This window comes from Stenotrophomonas sp. SAU14A_NAIMI4_8 (genome assembly GCF_003086695.1).
In the GTDB taxonomy this organism is placed as follows: Bacteria; Pseudomonadota; Gammaproteobacteria; order Xanthomonadales; family Xanthomonadaceae; genus Stenotrophomonas.
Map to the genome: position 1 here is coordinate 1,458,626 of NZ_CP025999.1, position 20,087 is coordinate 1,478,712.

The window sequence follows — 20,087 nt, forward strand, 5'->3', positions numbered from 1 at the left end:
TATGTATGGTCATATGTTGCCGCGCAGCATATCCCATCCCGGTGTCCCGCGGGTTAAGTTGGCTGAAAAAAGTGAATCCGGATTCACATCCGTTCCAGCGCCGCCGCCTCGCCGGCCAATCCGGGGCCCAGCCAAAGGTGCGAACCCACGGCCTGCAGGCCCTGGCGGGCCAGCTCGCGCCGGTACCAGCGCGCCGGGCGGGCCTGGAAGCCCTCGTGGTCGCCGTCGAATTCATCCTCGGCGGCGAAGGTTTCCAGGAAGGCCACGCCAGCGGTCAGCTCGGCCAGGCCAGCCAGGCCGGCGCGCAGCTCGCGGTCGGGCACGTAATGCATCACGTCCGAGCACACCAGCAGGTCGACCGGAGCGCACGGCCGCAGCCAGGCGAAATCGCCGAATGCGGCCAGGTGCAGGTTGCGGGTACGACCGTAACGGCGCACAGCGTACTCGCTGCTGTCGAAGCCAAGGTATTGGACCTTCGGACGCAGTTTCAGCAGCGGTGCGCGCCAGGCGCCTTCGCCGCAGCCGATATCCAGCACGCTGCGGATCGGCCGTTCCAGGTAGTACTCGGCGCTGGCCACGGCCAGGGCCACCTTGCGGGCCAGGCGGGCACTGCCGCCGATATCGGCGCGGCGGTACCAGCGTTGGAAGTAGGCGGCGTCGTAGGTCTTGTCCATGGGGCAGGGCACGGTGATGAAAGCGGCGCCTATCGTACGGCGTTGCGGGCACCGCTGCGGCAATTGGCCGCGGCAGCCACCCATGGGGTGGCTCTACTGCGACAATGGTCCCTTCCCGCCAGCCGCCGGAGCGAGCGCATGCAGAGCTACTACTGGGTCAAGACCTTCCACATCGTGTTCGTGGTGGCCTGGATGGCCACGGTTTTCTACCTGCCGCGCATCCTGGTGAACCTGGCAGAGACGGCCGGGCAACCGGCGGTGGTGGCGCGCCTGCAGCTGATGGGCATGCGCCTGTACCGCTTCGGCCATTCCATGTTCGGCCTGGCCTTCGTGCTGGGCCTGGTGCTGTGGCTGGGCTACAAGGTCATTCCGGACTTCCCGACCATGGTCGCGCCGGGCGGTGCCGGCTGGCTGCACGCCAAGCTGGGCCTGGTGGTGCTGCTGCTCGCGTACTTCATCTGGACCGGCCGCCTGCTGAAGGGCGTGGCCAAGGGCCGCTCACTGCCGTCCTCGCGCGCGCTGCGCTGGATCAACGAGATCCCGCTGCTGGCGTTCATCCCGATCGTCTGGCTGGTGCTGGCCAAGCCATTCTGACCGGTAGATCCACGCCATGCGTGGATGGGTCTGGTCTATCCGCGCCCTGCGCGGACATTCCCGGTAGATCCACGCCATGCGTGGATGGGCCCTTGTAGAGTCGAGCTTGCTCGACTGCCTGGATCAAAAGCAGTCGAGCAAGCTCGACTCTACAAAAGACAACGCGGCCGATCAGGCCGCGTCGCACCGGGCCGATCAGGCCGCTTCGTACGTGCCGTAGCTGCGCAGGCGCGTGTAGCGCTGCTCGATCAGCTGTTCGGTGGACAGCTTGTCCAGCGCGTCCAGCTCGTTCAGCAGCACGGCCTTCAGGCGCTTGGCCATCTGGGTCGGGTTGCGGTGGGCGCCGCCGGTCGGCTCGCGCACCACCTTGTCCACCAGGCCCAGGCTCTTCAGGCGCGGCGCGGTCAGGCCCAGCTGTTCAGCGGCATCCTTGGCCTTGCCGGCGTCCTTCCACAGGATCGAGGCGCAGCCTTCCGGGGTGATGGTCGAATACACCGCGTATTCCAGCATGACGGTGCGGTCGCCCACGCCCAGCGCCAGCGCGCCGCCGGAACCGCCTTCGCCGATCACCGTGCAGATCACCGGCACCTTCAGCTCGGCCATCTCCATCAGGTTGCGGGCAATGGCTTCGGACTGGCCGCGCGATTCGGCATCGATGCCCGGCCAGGCGCCGGCGGTGTCGATCAGGGTCAGCACCGGCAGGCCGAAGCGCTCGGCCATCTTCATCAGGCGCAGGGCCTTGCGGTAGCCCTCCGGCTTGGGCATGCCGAAGTTGCGCTTGATCTTTTCCTTGGTGTCGCGGCCCTTCTGGTGGCCGATCACCATCACCGAACGGCCATTGATGCGGGCCAGGCCGCCCATGATGGCCTTGTCGTCGGCAAACGCGCGGTCGCCGGCCAGTTCCTGGAACTCATCGCAGATGATGCGGATGTAGTCGGCGGTGTACGGGCGCGACGGGTGGCGGGCCAGCTGCAGCACCTGCCACGAGGTCAGGTTGCGGAAGATCTGCGCGGTGCGCATGCGCAGCTTGTCCTGCAGCGCGTGCACTTCGGCCTCGACATTGACCGCCGGACCGGCACTGGCGTTGCGCAGTTCCTGGATCTTGGCTTCCAGGTCGGCGATGGGTTGCTCGAAGTCGAGGTAGTTCGGATTCATCGGAAGCCGTCGTGTAAAGAAGAGGGGAATTCTAGCCGAATGCGCCGGAACGCCCCGTACGCCTTCGTCTGGAAGGCGACGGTAACCCAGCCGGGCAGGGCGCGCCAGTCAGCGCGGCAGGCAATCAGGGGGCGTCAGGGCACGACCAGCGCGCTGCGCGCCATCTCGGTGCTGCGGATCGTCACGAAGTCGTTGTAGGCCTCGTTGGCGGCCACCGGCAGGGTCGAGCCCAGGGTCATGGTGGCCTGGGTGAAGGCCATGCTGACCTTGAAGTCTTCCTTGCGCAGGGCCTTCTGCTCCGAGGCGGTGCTGGCCTTCAGCCAGCGCGCATACAGATCGCGCATTGGGCCGGCGTGCGCCTCGAAGGCGGGGTCCAGCGCGGGCAGGGCGGCCGGGGCCGGTTCCAGCGTGTAGACCGGGGCCACGTAGCCGGCCGGCTGCTCACGCTTGAAGGCACCCGGTTCGCCCATGCTCTGTTCCACGTAGTCGATGAAGTCCGGGGCGGTGAACACCTTGGTGCTGATCTTGCCGCCGCTGGCATCCACGTGGGCCACGATCTGTTCTTCCGGGAACGGCTGGCGCACGCCGAAGTTCCAGTTCTTGTCGATGAACAGGCCGTGGTGCTTCTCGTAAGGGCCCTTGAACTGCACCCCGCCCAGTTCCATGCCCAGGCCGCTGCTGCCGAAGTTCTTCAGCTTGTCCTCGCCGGTTACGTAGATCTCGCGCGCGGTCACGTACTCGCTCAGGGTCGGGTTGATCAGGCCGCCACGGCCGTCGGCATACACGATGAACCGCACATCGCCCAGGCGTTCGGTGTGCAGGTGGTGCTCACCCGGGGCCAGGCTGATCGCACGCGATGCGTTGGCGGCCACCGGCAGGTCCTTGCCGTCGATGCTGATGGCCAGCGGCGTGGCAGTGGGGTTGTCGATCTCGAAATCGACCTTGGACGAGCATGCGGACAGCGCCAGCGCAGCGACGAGGGGGAACAACAGCGTTTTCATGACGGAAGATCGTCCTTGATACAGACAACGGAAAAGAAAATCAGGCGTGCGCTCAGTTGGCCCATGGCGGGCTGTAGCGCACCTTCAGCGTGCGCACCGCCGGGTCGGCGCGCAGCGCCTCCATCAGCTTGGAATCGATGCGCACCGCGCTCTGCCCGGACACGTCGAGCATGCCGGCCACGCCGCCCTGCGGGCTCTTCAGCAGCAGGTCCAGGCGCAGCGGTGTGCGCCCCGGGCGATGGCGGTCCAGTACGGCATTCACACGTTCCCAGACCGGGCGCTGCTGGCGCAGGTCCAGGCGCAGCGACAGGCGCGTGGCGTAGTTGGCGCAGACTTCATCGAAGTCCCAGCACTGGCGGATGCGCAAGGCGAAACCGCCGTTGAATTCGTCTTCGCGCAGGCCGCCCTTGACCACCAGGATGCGGTCCTTGGTCATCAGATGCCCGAACTCGGCCATCGCATCGGAAAACGCGCTGCATTCGACCCGGCCGCGGCCGTCTTCCAGCTGGATGAAGATCTGGCTTTCGCCCTTGCGGCGCACGCCCACCACCTGGCCGGCCAGCACGGTCTGCACTTCCGGGCGCCAGCGCTTTTCGCCGCCACCACCGCCGCCACCGCTGTTGGCGCTCCAGATCTTTTCCACCGCGCCAAGATCGTTGCCGACCAGGTCGCGCACGTCGTCGCGCCACGGGTCGAACGGGTGCCCGCTCAGGTAGAAGCCCAGGGTGTCGCGCTCGCCGTTCAGGCGCTGCAGCAGCGGCCATTCCTCGGCCTCGGGCAGGTCCAGCTGGATGCTGACCGTGCTCGGGTCGGGGCCGCCGAACAGCGAGTTCTGGCCCGAGGCGCGCTCGCGCGCCATCTGGTCGGTGGCCTTGATCACTTCCGGCAGCTGCAGCATCAGCGAGGCGCGGTTGTGGCCCAGTTCGTCCAGCGCGCCGCAGTTGATCATCGCTTCCAGCGTGCGCCGGTTGAGCTTGGCCGAACCCACGCGCGTGCAGAAGTCCAGCAGGTCCTTGTAGTCGCCGCCCTTCAGGCGTTCGTCCACCACTGCTTCGCAGGCACCCTGGCCCACGCCCTTGATCGCGCCCAGGCCGTACTGGATGGTGTCCGGGGTGACTGCTTCGAACATGAAGGCCGAGTGGTTCACCTTCGGCGGCAGCACGGTCAGGCCCAGGTTGCGCACCTCGTCCAGGAAGCCGACCACCTTCTCGGTGTTGTCCAGATCCGAGGACAGCGTGGCGGCCATGAACTCGGCCGGGTAGTGGCGCTTCAGCCACGCGGTCTGGTAGCTGACCAGCGCGTACGCGGCGGCGTGCGATTTGTTGAAACCGTAGCCGGCGAACTTTTCCATCAGGTCGAAGATCGCATCGGCCTTGGCTTCGTCCACGCCATCCTTGGCCGCACCCTCGCGGAAGATCTCGCGGTGCTTGGCCATTTCCGCCGGCACCTTCTTGCCCATCGCGCGGCGCAGCAGGTCGGCGCCGCCCAGCGAGTAGCCGCCGACGATCTGCGCCATCTGCATCACCTGCTCCTGGTACACCATGATGCCGTAGGTGTCCTTCAGGATCGCTTCGGTGCGCGGATCGGGATAGATGATTTCTTCCTGGCCGTGCTTACGTGCGTTGAACGATGGAATCAGGTCCATCGGGCCCGGGCGGTACAGCGACACCAGGGCGATCAGGTCTTCGAAACGGTCGGGGCGCGCGTCCTTCAGCAGGCGACGCATGCCCGAGGATTCGAACTGGAACACCGCGCCGGTGTTGCCGTTGGCGAAGATGTCCTTGTAGGTGGGCGCATCGTCCAGCGGGATCGCGGCGATATCCACCGGCGGAATGCCGGCGCGCTCGTGGCGCTTGTTGATCGCCTTCACTGCCCAGTCGATGATGGTCAGCGTGCGCAGGCCCAGGAAGTCGAACTTCACCAGGCCCACTTCTTCCACGTCGTTCTTGTCGAACTGGGTGACCGGGTTCTTGCCCAGGCCGTTCTCGTCGTGTTCGGCGTACAGCGGGCAGAACTCGCTCAGCGGCTCGGGCCCGATCACCACGCCACCGGCGTGCTTGCCGGCGTTGCGGGTCAGGTCTTCCAGCTGCAGCGCCAAGTCGATCAGGTCGCGGACATCGTCCTCGGTGTCGTAGCGCTGGATCAGTTCGGGCGAGGCCATTTCCGAGCTGGGGCCTTCCTTGCCCTTGCCCAGCGCATCCTTCAGATGGATGCCCAGGATGTTCGGAATCAGCTTGGAAACGCCGTCGACCAGGCCATACGGGAAGCCCAGCACGCGACCGGAGTCGCGCACCACCGCCTTGGCCGCCATGGTGCCGTAGGTGATGATCTGGCTGACACGTTCGCGCCCGTACTTGCGCGCCACGTAGTCGATCACCTCGTCGCGGCGGTCCATGCAGAAGTCGATGTCGAAGTCGGGCATCGACACGCGTTCGGGGTTCAGGAAGCGCTCGAACAGCAGGTTGTACGGCAGCGGGTCCAGATCGGTGATCTTCAGCGCCCACGCCACCAGCGAACCGGCACCGGAACCACGGCCCGGGCCGATCGGGATGCCCTGGTTCTTGCCCCACTGGATGAAGTCGGCCACGATCAGGAAGTAGCCGGGGAAGCCCATCTTGATGATGGTGTTGAGCTCGAACTCCAGGCGTTCGAAGTAGTCCTCGCGGGTCTTGCCCGGCGCCAGCGGATTCTTTTCCAGGCGCTCGGTCAGGCCGTCGCGCGACATCTTCTGGATCCAGGTGTCCAGCGTTTCGTCGTCGGGCACCGGGTAGTTGGGCAGGAAGTAGGTGCCCAGGCGCATTTCGATGTTGCAGCGCTCGGCCAGCGCCAGCGTGTTGTCGATCGCATCGGGGATGTCGGCGAACAGCGCGCACATTTCCTCGGCCGACTTCAGGTACTGCTGGTCGCTGTACTCGCGCGGGCGCTTGGGGTCGTCCAGCACGCGGCCGGTGGAAATGCACACGCGCGCTTCGTGCGCGCTGAAATCGGTCGGCGCCAGGAAGCGCACGTCATTGCTGGCGATCACCGGCAGGCCGCGCTGGCCGGCGGCCATCAGCGCGAAGCGGTTGAAGGTTTCCTCGCCTTCGCGGCCGGTGCGGGTCAGTTCCAGGTGCAGGCCATCGCCGAACACGCGCTGCCAGTCGGCCAGCTGCTGCTCGGCCAGGTCGTGCTTGCCGTCCAGCGCCAGGCGTCCGGCCAGGCTCTCGCGCCCGGCCAGGGCGAACAGGCTGGCGTTGCCGGCCTTCAGCCAGTCCGGGTGCACGGCCACGCCACCTTCGGCGCGGTGGCCTTCCATCCAGGCGCGGGTCAGCAATCGCGACAGGCTCAGGTAGCCCTCGCGGTCGCGGCACAGCAGGGTCATCCGCCACGGGTCCTGGCCTTCCTCGGCAATCATCACGTCGGCGCCGGCGATGGGCTTGATGCCCACGCCTTCGGCGGCCTTGTAGAACTTCACCAGGGCGAACAGGTTGTTCAGGTCGGTGACCGCCAGGGCGGGCAGGCCGAGTTCCACCGAGCGCGACAGCAGGTTGGCCTGCTTGGCTTTCTTCGGGTCCGCCTGGTCGGGCTTGGCCGGCACGCGGATGGTCGAGTCCGCCAGCGAGAACTCGGTGTGGACGTGGAGATGTACGAAGCGAGAGTTGGACATGCCGGACCAGGTTGGAGCGCGCGGGCCCCGGGAGCTGACGGGGAATCGTCGCCGGGGTCGGAAAGCGCTGGAATGCCCGGTCAGGGTACCGAGGGCAGGGGGTGGCGACAAGGACTTGACGGTGGGCGATATCGCATTCGCGCTATCGCCCCCCACGGTTCGCAAGCGAACCGCGGGCCCCGTCTTACCACGCTCCCAGACCCCCGCGCCGTTGGCGCGTCCCCCTGACTCAGGGGGACTCTGCTCCAGACGGGTTGCGTGCGATGTTCAGGCAATCGCGGCGCTGGCCGGCGATGCGGATTGCAGGCAGTCACGCACCGGGGCGAAGCTGCGCCGGTGCTCGGCGCAGGGGCCGTGCGCACGCAGCGCGGCCAGGTGCGCCGGGGTGCCGTAGCCCTTGTGCTGGTCGAAGCCATATTCAGGATGGCGCGCATGCAGATCCTGCATGTAGCGGTCGCGCGAGACCTTGGCCAGGATCGAAGCGGCCATGATGGCGCGGTCGATGCCATCACCGCCGACCAGCGCCTGCGCCGGCAGCACCAGGCCCTTGGGCACCACGTTGCCATCGATGCGGGCGAAGCCGGCCACGTGGGCCACCGCGGCCACCACGTCGCGCATGCCCTGCAGGGTGGCCTGGTAGATGTTCAGCCGGTCGATGGCCTGCACATCCACCAGCACTACGTGCCAGGCCAGTGCCCGTTCCATGATGCGGTCGTACAGCTGGTCGCGGCGGGCGGCGGTCAACTGCTTGGAATCGTCCAGGCCGTTGATGCGCGGGCGCGACGGATCGAACACCACCGCCGCCACCGCCACCGGGCCGGCCAGGGGGCCGCGGCCGGCCTCGTCCACGCCGGCGATCAGGCGTTCGGGCTCGACCACCGCCGCGCCGTCGAACAGCGCCAGGCTGGCCGCAGCGGCCGCACGGCGGCTCATGCGGTTTCCAGCTTGCGCAGCAGCAGTTCGCCCACCGCGTCGGCCGCACGGGCCGAGGCATTGCGGCGCAGGCGTTCATGCAGGCGCGCATAGGTGCCCTGCAGATCGGCTACCCGCTGCGGGTGGTCGAACCACTGCTGCACGGCCGCCGCCAGCGCGTCGGGCGTGCAATCGTGCTGCATCAGCTCCGGTGCCAGGTCCTGCCCGGCCAGGATGTTGGGCAGGGCGAAACGATCCACCTTGATCAGGCCCAGCGCCTTCACCAGGCGATAGGTCAGTTCGTTCACCCGGTAACCGACCACCATCGGCCGCTTCACCAGCATCGCTTCCAGGGTGGCCGTGCCCGAGGCCAGCACCACCACGTCGGCGGCGATCATCGCCGCACGCGCCTGGCCATCCAGCACATGCGAATAGGCCACCGGCAGCGCCGAGCGGGACAACTGCTCTTCGATCAGGCGGCGGCAGGCGGCATTGGCGGCGGGTACCACCACGTGCAGGCCCGGAATGCGTTCGGACACCTGCCAGGCGGCCTCGAAGAACGGTTCGCCCAGGCGCGAGATCTCGCCCAGACGGCTGCCCGGCAATACCGCCAGCACTTTGGCCGAGGCCGGCAGGCCCAGCTCTGCACGTGCCGCATCGCGATCACCGTGCAGCGGAATATCGTCGGCCATCGGGTGGCCGACGAAGCGCGCGTCGATGCCATGCCGCGCATAGATGGGCGGTTCCATCGGGAACAGGCACAGCACCAGGTCGGCGCTGCTGCCGATCTTCTCGGCACGCTTCTCGCGCCAGGCCCAGACCGAGGGGCTGACGTAATGCACGGTCGGCACGCCGCGCTGCTTCAGCCAGCGCTCGATGCCCAGGTTGAAGTCGGGCGCGTCGATGCCGATGAACACGTCCGGCTGCCATTCCAGCGCACGCTGGCGGAAGGCCGAACGCAGCTTCAGCAGGCGCGGCAGGTGGCGCAGCACTTCGGTCAGGCCCATCACCGCCAGTTCGCTGGCGTCGTGCCAGGTCTGGCAGCCGGCGTTGCGCATGGCATCGCCGCCGATGCCGGCGAATTCGGCATGCGGGAAGCGTGCCTTCAGCTCGCGTACCAGACCGGCACCGAGCAGGTCGCCGGAGGCCTCACCGGCCACCAGCGCGATGCGCAACGGGCGCTCGCTGAGCACCCGCTGTGCAGGCACGCTGCCGGCCATCGAGGCCAGCGGGATCACGTCGGCGCCGGCCGGCGCCTGGCCGGTCGTGCTGCTCATCGCAGCAGGGGCCTCTCGGCATGCTCGATGAAGTCCAGCATGGCCTTCACGTCGTCGCTGCCCTGTGCCTGTTCGGCCAGCTGCTGCTTGGCTTCGGCCAGCGGCAGGCCTGCCACGTACAACGTACGGTAGGCACGCTTGATGGCGGTGATGCGGCCGGCATCGAAGCCGCGGCGCTTCAGGCCTTCGCTGTTGATGCCACGCGGGCGGCCCAGCGAATCGGTGCCGACCATGGTGAACGGCGGCACATCGCCATTGGTCAGCGCACCCATGCCCAGGAAGGCATGCGCGCCGATACGGCAGAACTGGTGCGCACCGGCGAAGCCGCTGATGATCACGTAGTCGCCCACGGTCACGTGGCCGGCCAGGGTGGTGTTGTTGGAGAACACGCAGAAATTGCCGACGTGGCAGTCATGCGCCACGTGCGTGTAGGCCAGCATCCAGTTGTCGTTGCCGATGGTGGTGATGCCACCGCCGCCGCCGGTGCCGCGGTTCAGGGTCACGAACTCGCGGAACACGTTGCGGTCGCCGATCACCAGTTCGGTGCGTTCGCCGCTGAACTTCTTGTCCTGCGGTTCGCCGCCCACGGCCACGTGGCCGATGAAACGGTTGTCGCGGCCGATCCGGGTCGGGCCATGCACGCTGCAGTGCGGACCGATCTCGGTGCCGGCGCCGATTTCGACATCGGCGCCGATGAGGGTGAACGCACCCACGCGCACATCGTCGGCCAGGCGCGCCGAGGGATCGATCACGGCGGTGGGATGGATCAGGGGGGCGTTGTCGCTCATCTAGCTCCTCCGGCCAGGGTTATTCGCGGGTGCCGGCGCACAGCACCTCGGCGCAGGCGACCACTTCGCCATCGACCTTGGCCACGCAGTCGTACACGGCCATGTTGCGGATCACGCGCTTGATCTCCACGTGCATTTCCAGCACGTCGCCCGGCACCACCTGCTTGGTGAAGCGGGCCTTGTCCACCTTCACCATGTAGAACAGCTTGGACTGCGAATCGCGGCCCAGGGTGAGCTGGGTCAGCACGCCGCCGGCCTGGGCCATGGCTTCGATGATCAGCACGCCCGGCATGATCGGCTGGTTGGGGAAGTGGCCCTGGAAGAACGGCTCGTTGATGCTGACGTTCTTGGTCGCCACGATGGTGCGCTTTTCGTAGTCGATCGACAGCACCTTGTCCACCAGCAGGAACGGGTAGCGGTGCGGCAGCAGGGCCTGGATCTGCGTCATGTCCGGCAGGGTCTGGGTCTGGCTCATTCTTTCTCCTTGCTTACAGACAGGATGCGGCGGGCCAGTGCATCAAGCTGCTTGAAGCGCGCGGCGTTCTTGCGCCACGTGCGGTTGTCGGTGAGGGGGGTGCCGGACGAGTACTCGCCCGGTTCGGTAATGGAATTGCGGACCACCGATTTGCCGGTGATCACGACCTTGTCGCAGATTTCCAGGTGGCCGACCACGCCGACGGCGCCGCCGAGCAGGCAGTAGCGGCCGATCTTGGCGCTGCCGGCAATGCCGGTGCAGCCGGCGATGGCCGAGTGCGCGCCGATCTGCACGTTGTGGGCGATCTGCACCAGGTTGTCCAGGCGCACGTCTTCGGCCAGCACGGTGTCTTCCAGCGCGCCACGGTCGACGCAGGTATTGGCGCCGATCTCGCAGTCATCGCCGATACGCACGCCGCCCAGCTGCGGCACCTTGATCCACTTGCCGGCATCCATGGCCAGGCCGAAGCCATCGGCGCCCAGCACGGCGCCGGGGTGGATGCGCACGCGCTTGCCCAGCTTCACCCGGGTGACCAGGGTGACCCGGGCGATCAGTTCACAGCCGCTGTCCAGGCTGCAGTCTTCGCCGATGATGCTGCCGGCGCCGACGATGCAGTTCTCGCCCACCACGCTGCGCGCGCCGATGGTGACGAACGGGCCGATGTGGGCGCTGGCGGCCACCTGCGCCTGCGGGTCGATGACCGCGCTGGGGTGGATGCCGGGCTCGCGCAGCGGCGCGCTGTCGAACAGCGCGGCGATCTTGGCGAAGGTGGTGTAGGGATCCTTGGCGATCAGTGCCGCGCCGGGGGCGGCCTCGGCATCGTCGGCACGCAGCACGACCAGCGAGGCCTGGCTGTCGGCCAGCTGGGCGCGGTAGCGCGGGTTGGCAAGGAAGGTCAGCTGGCCGGCACCGGCATGGGCGAGGGTGGCCACGCCATGGATGGCGGTGGCGGGGTCGCCATGGACCTGCAGGCCGAACTGATCGGCGAGTTGCTGGGCGGTGTAGGTAGGAGTATTCACGGCGGGAGTTTACCGTGTGACGCCAATCCGGTCATGCGGGGCGGTTCTGCGGCCAACGGCAGGGCCCCTCGTGGGCTGTCGCACAAGGCTCCGTGGCAGGGTCGGACGGGTGGGCCAGCGGGGGACGGCGCAAGTACGTCCATGTAGCCTTGGTCGCCGCATCCATGCGGCTCACACCCCCGCCGGCCCCACCCGTCCGACCCCCGACAGTCTGGTGCGAGTGCCAGCCACGGAAAGACAGAAAAAATCAAAAGCAGCTCGCCCGCCGCGTGCGCGCTGTCTCCACAAGCGAAAACGCCGGGCAGAGCCCGGCGCTTCGTAACCCGTCTGGTGGAGAGCCCCCCCTTTGTTAAGGGCGGCGCGCCCACGGCGCGGGGGATAGGTGGAATGCGGGGGCAGTTCTGGCGAACCGCCCACCGGTTCGTCAGAACTGCCCGCCGAAGGTGAACTGCAGACGCTCGATCTCGTCGCCGTCTTCCTTCTTCAGCGGGAACGCGTAGCTGATCGAGATCGGGCCGACCGGGGCGCGCCACAGCAGTGCCACGCCGGTGGACACGCGCAGCTCGTTGGCCTTGAAGTTGTCCACGCCGTTGTAGACGTTGCCGAAGTCGACGAAGGCCGACACGCGGGCCGACGGGCTGTCGAACAGGCGCGGGAAGTAGGCTTCTACCGAACCGACGGTCTTCAGCGAACCACCCAGCGGCTGGCCGTTGGGGTAGCTACGGGTCACTTCGCGCGGGCCCAAGGTGTTGTCTTCGAAGCCGCGCACCGAGTTGGTGCCGCCGGCATAGAAGTTCTCGTAGAACGGCAGGCCCGAGGCGGTCACCTCGCGCAGGTTGCCGTTCTCATCCGGCACGATGGCGGTCTTGTCCTTGCCATAGCTGTCGCCATAACCGATTTCGGCGCGGGTGTTGATGACCAGCGACGGGATGATCGGCCAGTACTTGCTGATCTGGTAGTTCAGCTTGAAGTACTCGACGGTCGAGCCGGGCAGGGTGGTTTCCAGGCCCACGCGCTGGTAGGTACCGCGGGTGGGCATGAAGTAGTCGTTGCGCGAATCGCGGGCCCAGCCCAGTTCCGTGCGCCAGGCATGGAAGGTCTTGCTGCCCATCACGTTGATGTAGTCAACGATCGACTGCGGGGTGGTGCCGGTGTAGGTGGTGATCTGGTTGCTGTCGATGCCGAACATCAGCGAGACGGTGTCGGTCTCGGTGAGCGGCACGCCGAACACCACCTGCGCGGCACCGTTGGTGCTGTTGTACTGCGCGGTGTTGAAGTCGGAGTAGTCCAGTTCGCGCCAGGACAGGTTGTAGCCCAGCGACACGCCGTCATCGGTGAAGTACGGGTTGGTGTAGCTGAAGCCGTAACGCTGCAGGTAGCTGCTGCGCGAGGCTTCCACCGACACGCGGTTGCCGCCGCCCAGGAAGTTGTTCTGCGACAGCTGCACCGAGGTGGTCATGCCGTAGGACTGCGAATAGCCCAGGCCGAACACGAAGCTGCCCGACGTGGTTTCCTTCACGTTGTAGACCACGTCCACCTGGTCGTTGCTGCCGCTGACCGCCGGGGTTTCCACGTCCACCGATTCAAAGTAGCCCAGGCGCTGCAGGCGGATCTTGGAACGGTCGATGGCCGCCTGCGAATACCAGGTGTTCTCGAACTGGCGCATTTCGCGACGCATCACTTCGTCGGAGGTGCGCGTGTTGCCCTTGAAGATGATGCGGCGCACCGACACGCGCGGGCCCGGCACGACCTGCATGTTCACCGCCACGGTCTGCTCGGCGCGGTTGGTGGTCGGGATCGGGTTCACCTTGGCGAACGCGTAGCCGATGTTGGACAGCGAGTTGGTGATCGAGTCGGAGCTGAACTCCAGCAGGGCGCGCGAGAACGTATCGCCGGCCTTCTGCACGACCATGCGCTCGACATCTTCCTGCGGCAGGATGGTGTCGCCGCTGACCTTGATGTCGGAGATCTTGTACTGGTTGCCCTCGGTCACGCCGGCCGTCACGAACATGTCGCGCTTGTCCGGGCTGATCGAGACCTGGGTGGAGTCGATGCTGAAATCGACGTAGCCACGGTCCAGGTACCAGGAATTGAGCTTTTCCAGGTCGCCGGACAGCTTTTCCTTGGAGTACTGGTCATCGCGGCGGTACCACGAAGCCCAGTTGTGCTCCTTCGACTCCCAGATTTCCAGGATGTCGCGGGCATCGTACTTTTCGGTACCGACCAGGTTGACGTGGCGGATCTTGGCCGCCTTGCCTTCCTTGATGGCGATGGCGATGTCCACGCGGTTGCGGTCCAGCGGGCTCACCGTCGGGGTGATTTCCACGTTGTACTTGCCGCGGTCGTTGTACTGGCGACGAAGTTCCTGGGTCACGCGGTCCAGGCTCAGGCGGTCGAAGGTGCCGCCTTCGGTCAGGCCGATGTCGGACAGGCCCTTCAACAGCTGGTCGCTCTTGATGTCCTTGTTGCCGGTGACGGTCAGCTTGTTGATCGCCGGGCGTTCCTTCACGGTCACCACCAGGATGCTGCCCTGGCGGTCCAGCTGCACGTCTTCGAAGAAGCCGGTCTTGTACAGGGCGCGGATGGTGTCGCCGATCTTGCTGTCGGTCACCGTCTCGCCGCGTTCCACCGGCAGGTAGGTGAACACCGTGCCCGAGCTGATGCGCTGCAGGCCGTCGACGCGGATGTCGCTGACAGTGAAGGGCTCGGCAGCCTGGGCCAGCACGGGGGCGCCGGTGACGGCGGCGAGGGCGAGGGCCAGCAGGCGGCGATTGGGGAGTCGCGTCATGTCACGTCCGGTAGGAAGGTCGATTTCATTGGTGCGGGATGCCGACGCTGTAGACGGCAACAACGTGGAAAAGTTCATCGCGGGACCAGGCCGAGGATGTCGTTGTAGAACGCCAGTCCCATCAGCCCGGCCAGCAGCGCCAGACCGATGTACTGTCCGGCGGCGATGGCACGCTCGCTCAGCGGGCTGCCCTTGACCAACTCAATAAGGTAATACAGCAGGTGCCCGCCGTCCAAGATGGGAATGGGCAGCAGGTTGATGATGCACAGGCTGAGCGACAGCAGCGCCAGGAACTGCAGGAACCAGTCGAAGCCACGCTTGGCCGAGATGTTGGCCACGCGGGCGATGGTGACCGGCCCGGAAACGTTCTGCAGCGAGGCCTTGCCGGTGACGATGCGGGCCATCATGGCCAGCGAATCGGCGCCCAGGCGGCCGGTCTCGCGCACCGCGGCGGTCACCGCATCCAGCGGGCCGTAGCGCATCAGGGTGTCGTAGGGCGGGCTGTAGGTGCTGGCGAATCCCACGCCGATCTGCCACTGCGGCTGGCCCTTGCCGTCCTTGCCCTGGCGCGGGGTGACTTCCAGCGCCAGGCGCTCGCCGCCGCGCAGGACTTCGATCATGCCCGGGCCGCCATGGCGGCCCAGTGCCTGGATTTCGGGGCTGACCTGTTCGGCGCTGTCGATGCGCTGGCCGTCGATGGCCACGATCAGGTCGCCGGCCTGCAGCTGCCCGGCCACGGCCGAATCGGCGGTCAGGCTGTCCACCAGCGCCGGCTGCATCCACGCCTGCCAGTGCAGGCCGGCCAGCAGCGGCACGCGGCGTTCGTCGAAGCCGGCCGGCAGCTGCGACAGCGGCAGGGTGCGGGTCTGCACCTGGTCGGCCAGGTCGACCACCTCCAACTTCACGTCGCGGCGGTCCATCGCGGCGGCAGTCAGCGCCATGCTGGCCTCGCCCAGGGTGACCACGCTGCGGTCATCCACGCGCAGCAGGCGATCGCCGCTGACCAGCCCGGCGGTGGCGGCCATGCCGGTGGCGCGGCCCAGGGTGGCCGAATAGTCCTGCTTGCCGATCACGAACATCGCCCACAGCAGCAGGATGCACAGCAGCAGGTTGGCGGCGGGGCCGGCGGCGACGATGGCGATGCGCTGCCACACGGTCTTGTGGTTGAAGGCCTGGCCGCGCTCGTGCGGGTGTACTTCCACCTCGCGCTCGTCCAGGAACTTCACATAGCCGCCCAGCGGCAGGGCGGCGATGGCGAATTCGGTGCCGTGTTTGTCGCGGCGCGACCACAGCGGCCGCCCGAAGCCGACCGAGAAGCGCAGCACCTTCACCCCGCACATCCGGCCCACCCAGTAGTGGCCGAACTCGTGGAAGGTGACCAGCAGCCCGAGGCTGACAATCATCCACCAGACCGATCCGATGAAGTCAGTCATGCAGGCTCACAGTGGCGGACAGGTTCGGAAGCGTCATTCGGTTCGTCGAGGCGTTCAGGCGGCGGCGATGGCGTTCAGGGTCAGGTGGCGTGCCCGCTGGTCGGCGGACAACAGGCCCTCCAGTGTATCGGCTGGCTCGCTGGGCAGTGTTGAAAGAGCGTTAGCAACCAGCGCCGGAATGGTCAGGAAACCGATCCGGCCCTGAAGAAACGCTGAAACCGCCTCCTCGTTGGCGGCGTTCAGCACTGCCGGGGCGGTACCGCCGGCCTGCATGGCCTGCCAGGCCAGGGCCAGGCAGGGGAAGGCCTCGGTATCGGGGGCCTCGAAATCCAGCCGGCCCTGGGCCAGCAGATCCAGCCCGCCCACGCCCGATTCGATGCGCTGCGGCCAGCCCAGGCCCACCGCCAGGGTGGTGCGCATGTCCGGCAGGCCCAGCTGGGCCAGGGTGGAGCCGTCGACGAACTCGACCAGCGAATGCACCAGGCTCTGCGGGTGCACCAGCACCTCGATGCGCTCGCCCGGTACGGCGAACAGGTGGTGGGCCTCGATCACTTCCAGGCCCTTGTTCATCAGGGTGGCCGAATCGACCGAGATCTTCGGGCCCATCGACCACTTCGGGTGCGCCACGGCCTGGGCCGGGGTGACCTGGGCCAGCTCGGCGCGGCTGCGGCCACGGAACGGGCCGCCCGAGGCGGTCAGCAGGATGCGGCGCACACCGGCGCCATCCAGGCTGGCATCGCGCGAGCGCAGGCACTGGAAGATGGCGCTGTGTTCGCTGTCGATGGGGATGATTTCGGCGCCGGCCTGGTCGGCGGTGCGGGTCAACAGTTCGCCGGCCAGCACCAGCGATTCCTTGTTGGCCAGCAGGATGCGCTTGCCCGCGGCGGCAGCGGCCAGGGTCGAGGACAGCCCGGCGGCGCCGACGATGGCGGCCACCACGGTGTCGCAGGCGTCGCTGGCGGCCAGCTGGTCCAGAGCAGCCGCACCGGCGTGCGCTTCGGTGGCCAGGCCGGCCTCGCGCAGGCCGTCGCGCAGCGGCGCGAACAGGGTCTCATCGGCAATGACCGCGTGCGCCGGGCGATGCACCCGGCACAGCGCCAGCAGCGCCTCTACCTGGCGGCCGGCGGCCAGCACGGTGGCCTGGTACTGCTGCGGATGGCGGGCGATCACGTCCAGCGTGGAGGCGCCGATGGAACCGGTGGCGCCGAACACGGCGACCCGGCGGGGGTGTGCAGCAACGTCCATGGTCAGAACCCGAAGATTTCCTTGCCCAGCGCGAACACCGGCAGGGCAGCCAGCACGCCGTCGATGCGGTCCAGCACGCCGCCGTGGCCCGGGATGAGGTGGCCCGAATCCTTGGCACCGGCGTGGCGCTTGATCAGGCTTTCGTACAGATCACCCAGCACCGAGGCGAACACGGCCACCACGGCGGTGACCAGCAGGCCCGGCAGGTGCGCGGTGTCGACCCCGGCCAGCAGGCCCAGGCCGACGGCCACGGCCACGCCGGCCACCAGCCCGCCCAGCAGGCCTTCCCAGGTCTTGTTGGGGCTGATGCGCGGGGCCAGCTTGTGCTTGCCGAAGCGGCGGCCGGCGAAGTACGCGCCGGAATCGGCGGCCCAGACCAGGGCCAGCGCGGCGAACAGCCACAGGTGACCGTTGCCGCTGCGGGTGGTATCGACATCGCCACCGGCGTGGATGAGCACCAGCGCCGCCCACGACGGCACGATGGCCAGAGTGCCGGCCAGCAGCTTCAGGATGCGCGCCGGGCTGCCCGGCTGCGCGCCGAACTGGTAGAAGCGCAGCCACAGCAGGGCGCACAGCCACCAGCCTACGCCCACCAGAGTGGCGATCTGGTACAGCACCAGGCTGCCGGCATCGGCCCAGACCAGCAGCACCATCAGCAGCAGGTTCAGCACCAGCAGCACGGTACGGGCCAGGGTGTCTTCCACGTCGGCCAGCTTCAGCCATTCCCACAGGCCGACAAGGAACACGGCGGCCGCGGCGGCGGCCAGCCACTGCGTGGGCAGCAGCAGGATCGCGGCGATGGCGACCGGCGCCATGATCAGCGCGGCGAGGACTCGGGTCTTGGTCATGGGTTGGACGTCTCGGTGGCCATGGCGGCGATCTGGGCGCTGGTCAGGCCGAAGCGGCGCTCACGGCTGGCATAGGCGTCCAGCGCCTGTTGCAGCAGGGCGGCGTCGAAATCCGGCCACAGCGCTTCGGTGAACCACAGCTCGGTATACGCCAGCTGCCACAGCAGGAAATTGCTGATCCGGGTATCGCCACCGGTACGGATGAACAGATCCGGCGGCGGCAGGTCGGCCAGGGCGACCTGGCGGCCCAGCAGCGCTTCGTCTATCTGCTCGGGCAACAGGCGGCCGGCGGCCACTTCCACCGCCAGCGCGCGGGCGGCACGGGCGATGTCCTGGCGCCCGCCGTAGCTGGCGGCGATGGACAGGGTCAGGGTGGTGTTGTCGGCGGTGCGCTGTTCGGCCAGCTGCATGCGGCTGACCAGCCCGGCGCCGAAGCGCTCGCGTTCGCCGATGAAGCGCACGCGCACGCCGCGCCGATGCAGCTCGTCCACTTCGCGATCGAGCGCGCCGAGGAAGAGCTTCATCAGGGCATCGACTTCGTCCTGCGGCCGGCCCCAGTTCTCGCTGGAAAACGCGAACAGGGTCAGCGCCGGAATGCCCAGTTCAAGGCAGCGCTCGATGGTGCGGTTGACCGCGCGGGCGCCGGCGCGGTGGCCGATGACGCGCGGACGACGGCGCTGCTGTGCCCAGCGCCCGTTGCCATCCATGATGATGGCAACGTGGCGGGGCAGGGCGGCCGGCAGATGTGGCGGGACTGAAGGCATCGACTTCAGACCGACAGCAGTTCCTTTTCCTTGTCGGCCACGACTTTGTCGACATCCTTGATGTTGCTGTCGGTCAGCTTCTGGATGTCGTCTTCGCCGCGCTTCTTTTCGTCTTCGCTGATCGCCTTGTCCTTGACCAGCTTGGCGATTTCCTTGTTCGCATCCTGGCGGATATTGCGGATGGCGATCTTGGCGCCTTCGCCTTCCTTCTGCACCTGCTTGGCCAGTTCCTTGCGACGCTCTTCGGTCGGCGGCGGCATGTTGATGCGGATCGCGGTGCCCAGGGTGTTCGGGGTGAACTCGGCGTTGTACAGGCCCTTCTCGATCTCCTTGATCATGCTCTTGTCGAAGGGCGTGACCAGCAGGGAGTGGGCGTCGGCATTGGAAATGGACGCGACCTGGTTCAGCGGGGTGCTGGCATTGCCGTAGGCATTGACCGTCACGCGGTCCAGCAGCGCCGGCGTGGCGCGGCCGGTGCGGATGGAGGTGAGGGTGTGCTTCAGAGCGTCGATGCTCTTGGCCATGCGCGTCTGCGCGTTGTTCTTGATGTCGTTGAGCATCGCCCGGGTCCTGGATGTAACTGGAATCGGGCGATTATAGGCGAATACGGGACGCTGCCGGGCCTGGATCGGCCCGGGGCCCGGTTGCCGCTCAGGCTCAGGCCGGGTCGCGGCCCTGCACCAGGGTGCCGATGTTGGCGCCGTTGAGGATCTTCAGCAGTTCGCCCGGCTGGCCCATGTCGAACACGCGCATCGGCAGGTCGCTGTCGCGGGCCAGGGCGAAGGCGGCGGTATCCATCACTTCCAGGCCGCGACGGATCACTTCGTCGTAGCTCAGGCTGTCAAAGCGCACCGCGTCGCTGTACTTGTTCGGGTCCTTGTCGTACACGCCATCCACCTTGGTTGCCTTCAGCAGCAGGTCGGCGCCGATCTCGATGGCGCGCAGGGCAGCACCCGAATCGGTGGTGAAGAACGGGCTGCCGACGCCGGCGGCGAAGATCACCAGACGGCCCTTTTCCAGGTGGCGGATGGCGCGGCGACGGATGTAGTCCTCGCACACGTCGTTGATCTTGATGGCGCTCATCACGCGGGCCTTGGCGCCCAGCTTTTCCAGCGCGTCCTGCATGGCCAGGGCGTTGATGACCGTGGCCAGCATGCCCATCTGGTCACCGGTGACGCGGTCCATGCCGCCTGCGGCCAGGCCGGCGCCACGGAAGATGTTGCCGCCGCCGATCACCAGGGCCACTTCGGCACCGGCCTGCTGGGCCTCGATGACTTCACGGGCCAGGCGGTTGATGATCTTCGGGTCGATGCCGTAGTCCTCATCTCCCATCAGCGCCTCCCCGGACAGTTTCAGAAGGATGCGGCGATAGGCGAGCTTGGACATGAGGACCTCGGGTGCGTGGAAATCGCGGGCGATTCTACGCGCATGCAGCGCGCGGCCAAAGCGTTTTGTGCGCTGCGGCGCG

General features: G+C 67.3%; 17 protein-coding genes. 1 reads left to right on the forward strand and 16 read right to left on the reverse strand.

Annotation, left to right across the window (positions count from 1 at the left end; genetic code table 11):
- Positions 1-83 precede the first annotated feature (83 nt).
- Positions 84-674: a class I SAM-dependent methyltransferase gene (locus tag C1930_RS06745; RefSeq protein ID WP_108749050.1), complete on the reverse strand. Its 591-nt coding sequence runs from the start codon at positions 672-674 to the stop codon at positions 84-86.
- A gap of 138 nt (positions 675-812) precedes the next feature.
- Here C1930_RS06745 and C1930_RS06750 point away from each other — a divergent pair, with 138 nt between their 5' ends.
- The gene (locus C1930_RS06750) at positions 813-1,268 is read left to right on the forward strand and encodes a CopD family protein (protein WP_108771373.1); all 456 of its coding nucleotides are present in this window, start codon (positions 813-815) and stop codon (positions 1,266-1,268) included.
- Between the two features lie 195 nt (positions 1,269-1,463).
- Here the strand turns inward: C1930_RS06750 and C1930_RS06755 are convergent, their stop codons facing one another.
- The 15 genes from C1930_RS06755 to pyrH form a co-directional block, all read right to left on the reverse strand.
- On the reverse strand, positions 1,464-2,423 hold the full coding sequence (locus tag C1930_RS06755; protein ID WP_108752582.1) for an acetyl-CoA carboxylase carboxyltransferase subunit alpha: 960 nt from the start codon (positions 2,421-2,423) through the stop codon (positions 1,464-1,466).
- A gap of 134 nt (positions 2,424-2,557) precedes the next feature.
- On the reverse strand, positions 2,558-3,424 hold the full coding sequence (locus C1930_RS06760; RefSeq protein ID WP_108771374.1) for an ABC transporter substrate-binding protein: 867 nt from the start codon (positions 3,422-3,424) through the stop codon (positions 2,558-2,560).
- A 52-nt stretch (positions 3,425-3,476) separates the two neighbouring features.
- Complete coding sequence (gene dnaE, locus C1930_RS06765; protein ID WP_108755770.1) at positions 3,477-7,070, reverse strand: DNA polymerase III subunit alpha; 3,594 nt, start codon at positions 7,068-7,070, stop codon at positions 3,477-3,479.
- 267 nt (positions 7,071-7,337) lie between these two features.
- Positions 7,338-8,003: a ribonuclease HII gene (locus C1930_RS06770; protein ID WP_108755771.1), complete on the reverse strand. Its 666-nt coding sequence runs from the start codon at positions 8,001-8,003 to the stop codon at positions 7,338-7,340.
- Positions 8,000-9,259, reverse strand: coding sequence for a lipid-A-disaccharide synthase (lpxB, locus tag C1930_RS06775; protein ID WP_108755772.1), 1,260 nt, complete (start codon positions 9,257-9,259; stop codon positions 8,000-8,002). Before lpxB ends, C1930_RS06770 begins: the two co-directional genes overlap by 4 nt.
- A complete protein-coding gene (gene lpxA, locus C1930_RS06780) occupies positions 9,256-10,047 on the reverse strand; it encodes an acyl-ACP--UDP-N-acetylglucosamine O-acyltransferase (protein ID WP_108749057.1) in 792 nt (263 codons plus the stop codon). The genes lpxB and lpxA overlap by 4 nt, the downstream gene beginning before the upstream one ends.
- 19 nt (positions 10,048-10,066) lie before the next feature.
- On the reverse strand, positions 10,067-10,522 hold the full coding sequence (gene fabZ / locus C1930_RS06785) for a 3-hydroxyacyl-ACP dehydratase FabZ (RefSeq protein WP_108749058.1): 456 nt from the start codon (positions 10,520-10,522) through the stop codon (positions 10,067-10,069).
- Complete coding sequence (gene lpxD, locus C1930_RS06790) at positions 10,519-11,541, reverse strand: UDP-3-O-(3-hydroxymyristoyl)glucosamine N-acyltransferase (RefSeq protein WP_108755773.1); 1,023 nt, start codon at positions 11,539-11,541, stop codon at positions 10,519-10,521. The genes fabZ and lpxD overlap by 4 nt, the downstream gene beginning before the upstream one ends.
- Positions 11,542-11,965: 424 nt before the next feature.
- Entirely contained in the window at positions 11,966-14,329 is a 2,364-nt protein-coding gene (gene bamA, locus C1930_RS06795) for an outer membrane protein assembly factor BamA (protein WP_108771375.1), read from the reverse strand.
- A 74-nt stretch (positions 14,330-14,403) separates the two neighbouring features.
- The gene (rseP, locus tag C1930_RS06800) at positions 14,404-15,762 is read right to left on the reverse strand and encodes an RIP metalloprotease RseP (RefSeq protein ID WP_108771376.1); all 1,359 of its coding nucleotides are present in this window, start codon (positions 15,760-15,762) and stop codon (positions 14,404-14,406) included.
- A gap of 54 nt (positions 15,763-15,816) precedes the next feature.
- The gene (gene dxr / locus C1930_RS06805; RefSeq protein WP_108752591.1) at positions 15,817-17,007 is read right to left on the reverse strand and encodes a 1-deoxy-D-xylulose-5-phosphate reductoisomerase; all 1,191 of its coding nucleotides are present in this window, start codon (positions 17,005-17,007) and stop codon (positions 15,817-15,819) included.
- Positions 17,008-17,009: 2 nt separating this feature from the next.
- Positions 17,010-17,855 (reverse strand): phosphatidate cytidylyltransferase, encoded by an 846-nt coding sequence (locus C1930_RS06810; RefSeq protein WP_108771377.1) that lies wholly within the window; start codon positions 17,853-17,855, stop codon positions 17,010-17,012.
- Positions 17,852-18,619, reverse strand: coding sequence for a polyprenyl diphosphate synthase (uppS, locus tag C1930_RS06815; RefSeq protein WP_108771378.1), 768 nt, complete (start codon positions 18,617-18,619; stop codon positions 17,852-17,854). Before uppS ends, C1930_RS06810 begins: the two co-directional genes overlap by 4 nt.
- Before the next feature lie 5 nt (positions 18,620-18,624).
- Positions 18,625-19,179 carry a ribosome recycling factor gene (frr, locus tag C1930_RS06820; RefSeq protein ID WP_108749065.1) on the reverse strand — a complete coding sequence of 185 codons (555 nt, stop codon included), beginning with the start codon at positions 19,177-19,179 and terminating at the stop codon, positions 18,625-18,627.
- Between the two features lie 97 nt (positions 19,180-19,276).
- Positions 19,277-20,005, reverse strand: coding sequence for a UMP kinase (gene pyrH, locus C1930_RS06825; protein WP_108749066.1), 729 nt, complete (start codon positions 20,003-20,005; stop codon positions 19,277-19,279).
- Positions 20,006-20,087: the final 82 nt, after the last annotated feature.

What these genes read in the sequence shown, in the direction of transcription:
- lpxA (WP_108749057.1), bottom strand. Translation starts at nt 10,047, where the DNA reads ATGAGCGACAACGCCCCCCTGATCCATCCCACCGCCGTGATCGATCCC.
- lpxB (WP_108755772.1), bottom strand. Translation starts at nt 9,259, where the DNA reads ATGAGCAGCACGACCGGCCAGGCGCCGGCCGGCGCCGACGTGATCCCG.
- rseP (WP_108771376.1), bottom strand. Translation starts at nt 15,762, where the DNA reads ATGACTGACTTCATCGGATCGGTCTGGTGGATGATTGTCAGCCTCGGG.
- C1930_RS06745 (WP_108749050.1), bottom strand. Translation starts at nt 674, where the DNA reads ATGGACAAGACCTACGACGCCGCCTACTTCCAACGCTGGTACCGCCGC.
- C1930_RS06760 (WP_108771374.1), bottom strand. Translation starts at nt 3,424, where the DNA reads ATGAAAACGCTGTTGTTCCCCCTCGTCGCTGCGCTGGCGCTGTCCGCA.
- C1930_RS06810 (WP_108771377.1), bottom strand. Translation starts at nt 17,855, where the DNA reads ATGACCAAGACCCGAGTCCTCGCCGCGCTGATCATGGCGCCGGTCGCC.
- dnaE (WP_108755770.1), bottom strand. Translation starts at nt 7,070, where the DNA reads ATGTCCAACTCTCGCTTCGTACATCTCCACGTCCACACCGAGTTCTCG.
- C1930_RS06755 (WP_108752582.1), bottom strand. Translation starts at nt 2,423, where the DNA reads ATGAATCCGAACTACCTCGACTTCGAGCAACCCATCGCCGACCTGGAA.
- C1930_RS06750 (WP_108771373.1), top strand. Translation starts at nt 813, where the DNA reads ATGCAGAGCTACTACTGGGTCAAGACCTTCCACATCGTGTTCGTGGTG.
- C1930_RS06770 (WP_108755771.1), bottom strand. Translation starts at nt 8,003, where the DNA reads ATGAGCCGCCGTGCGGCCGCTGCGGCCAGCCTGGCGCTGTTCGACGGC.
- pyrH (WP_108749066.1), bottom strand. Translation starts at nt 20,005, where the DNA reads ATGTCCAAGCTCGCCTATCGCCGCATCCTTCTGAAACTGTCCGGGGAG.
- dxr (WP_108752591.1), bottom strand. Translation starts at nt 17,007, where the DNA reads ATGGACGTTGCTGCACACCCCCGCCGGGTCGCCGTGTTCGGCGCCACC.
- frr (WP_108749065.1), bottom strand. Translation starts at nt 19,179, where the DNA reads ATGCTCAACGACATCAAGAACAACGCGCAGACGCGCATGGCCAAGAGC.
- bamA (WP_108771375.1), bottom strand. Translation starts at nt 14,329, where the DNA reads ATGACGCGACTCCCCAATCGCCGCCTGCTGGCCCTCGCCCTCGCCGCC.
- fabZ (WP_108749058.1), bottom strand. Translation starts at nt 10,522, where the DNA reads ATGAGCCAGACCCAGACCCTGCCGGACATGACGCAGATCCAGGCCCTG.
- uppS (WP_108771378.1), bottom strand. Translation starts at nt 18,619, where the DNA reads ATGCCTTCAGTCCCGCCACATCTGCCGGCCGCCCTGCCCCGCCACGTT.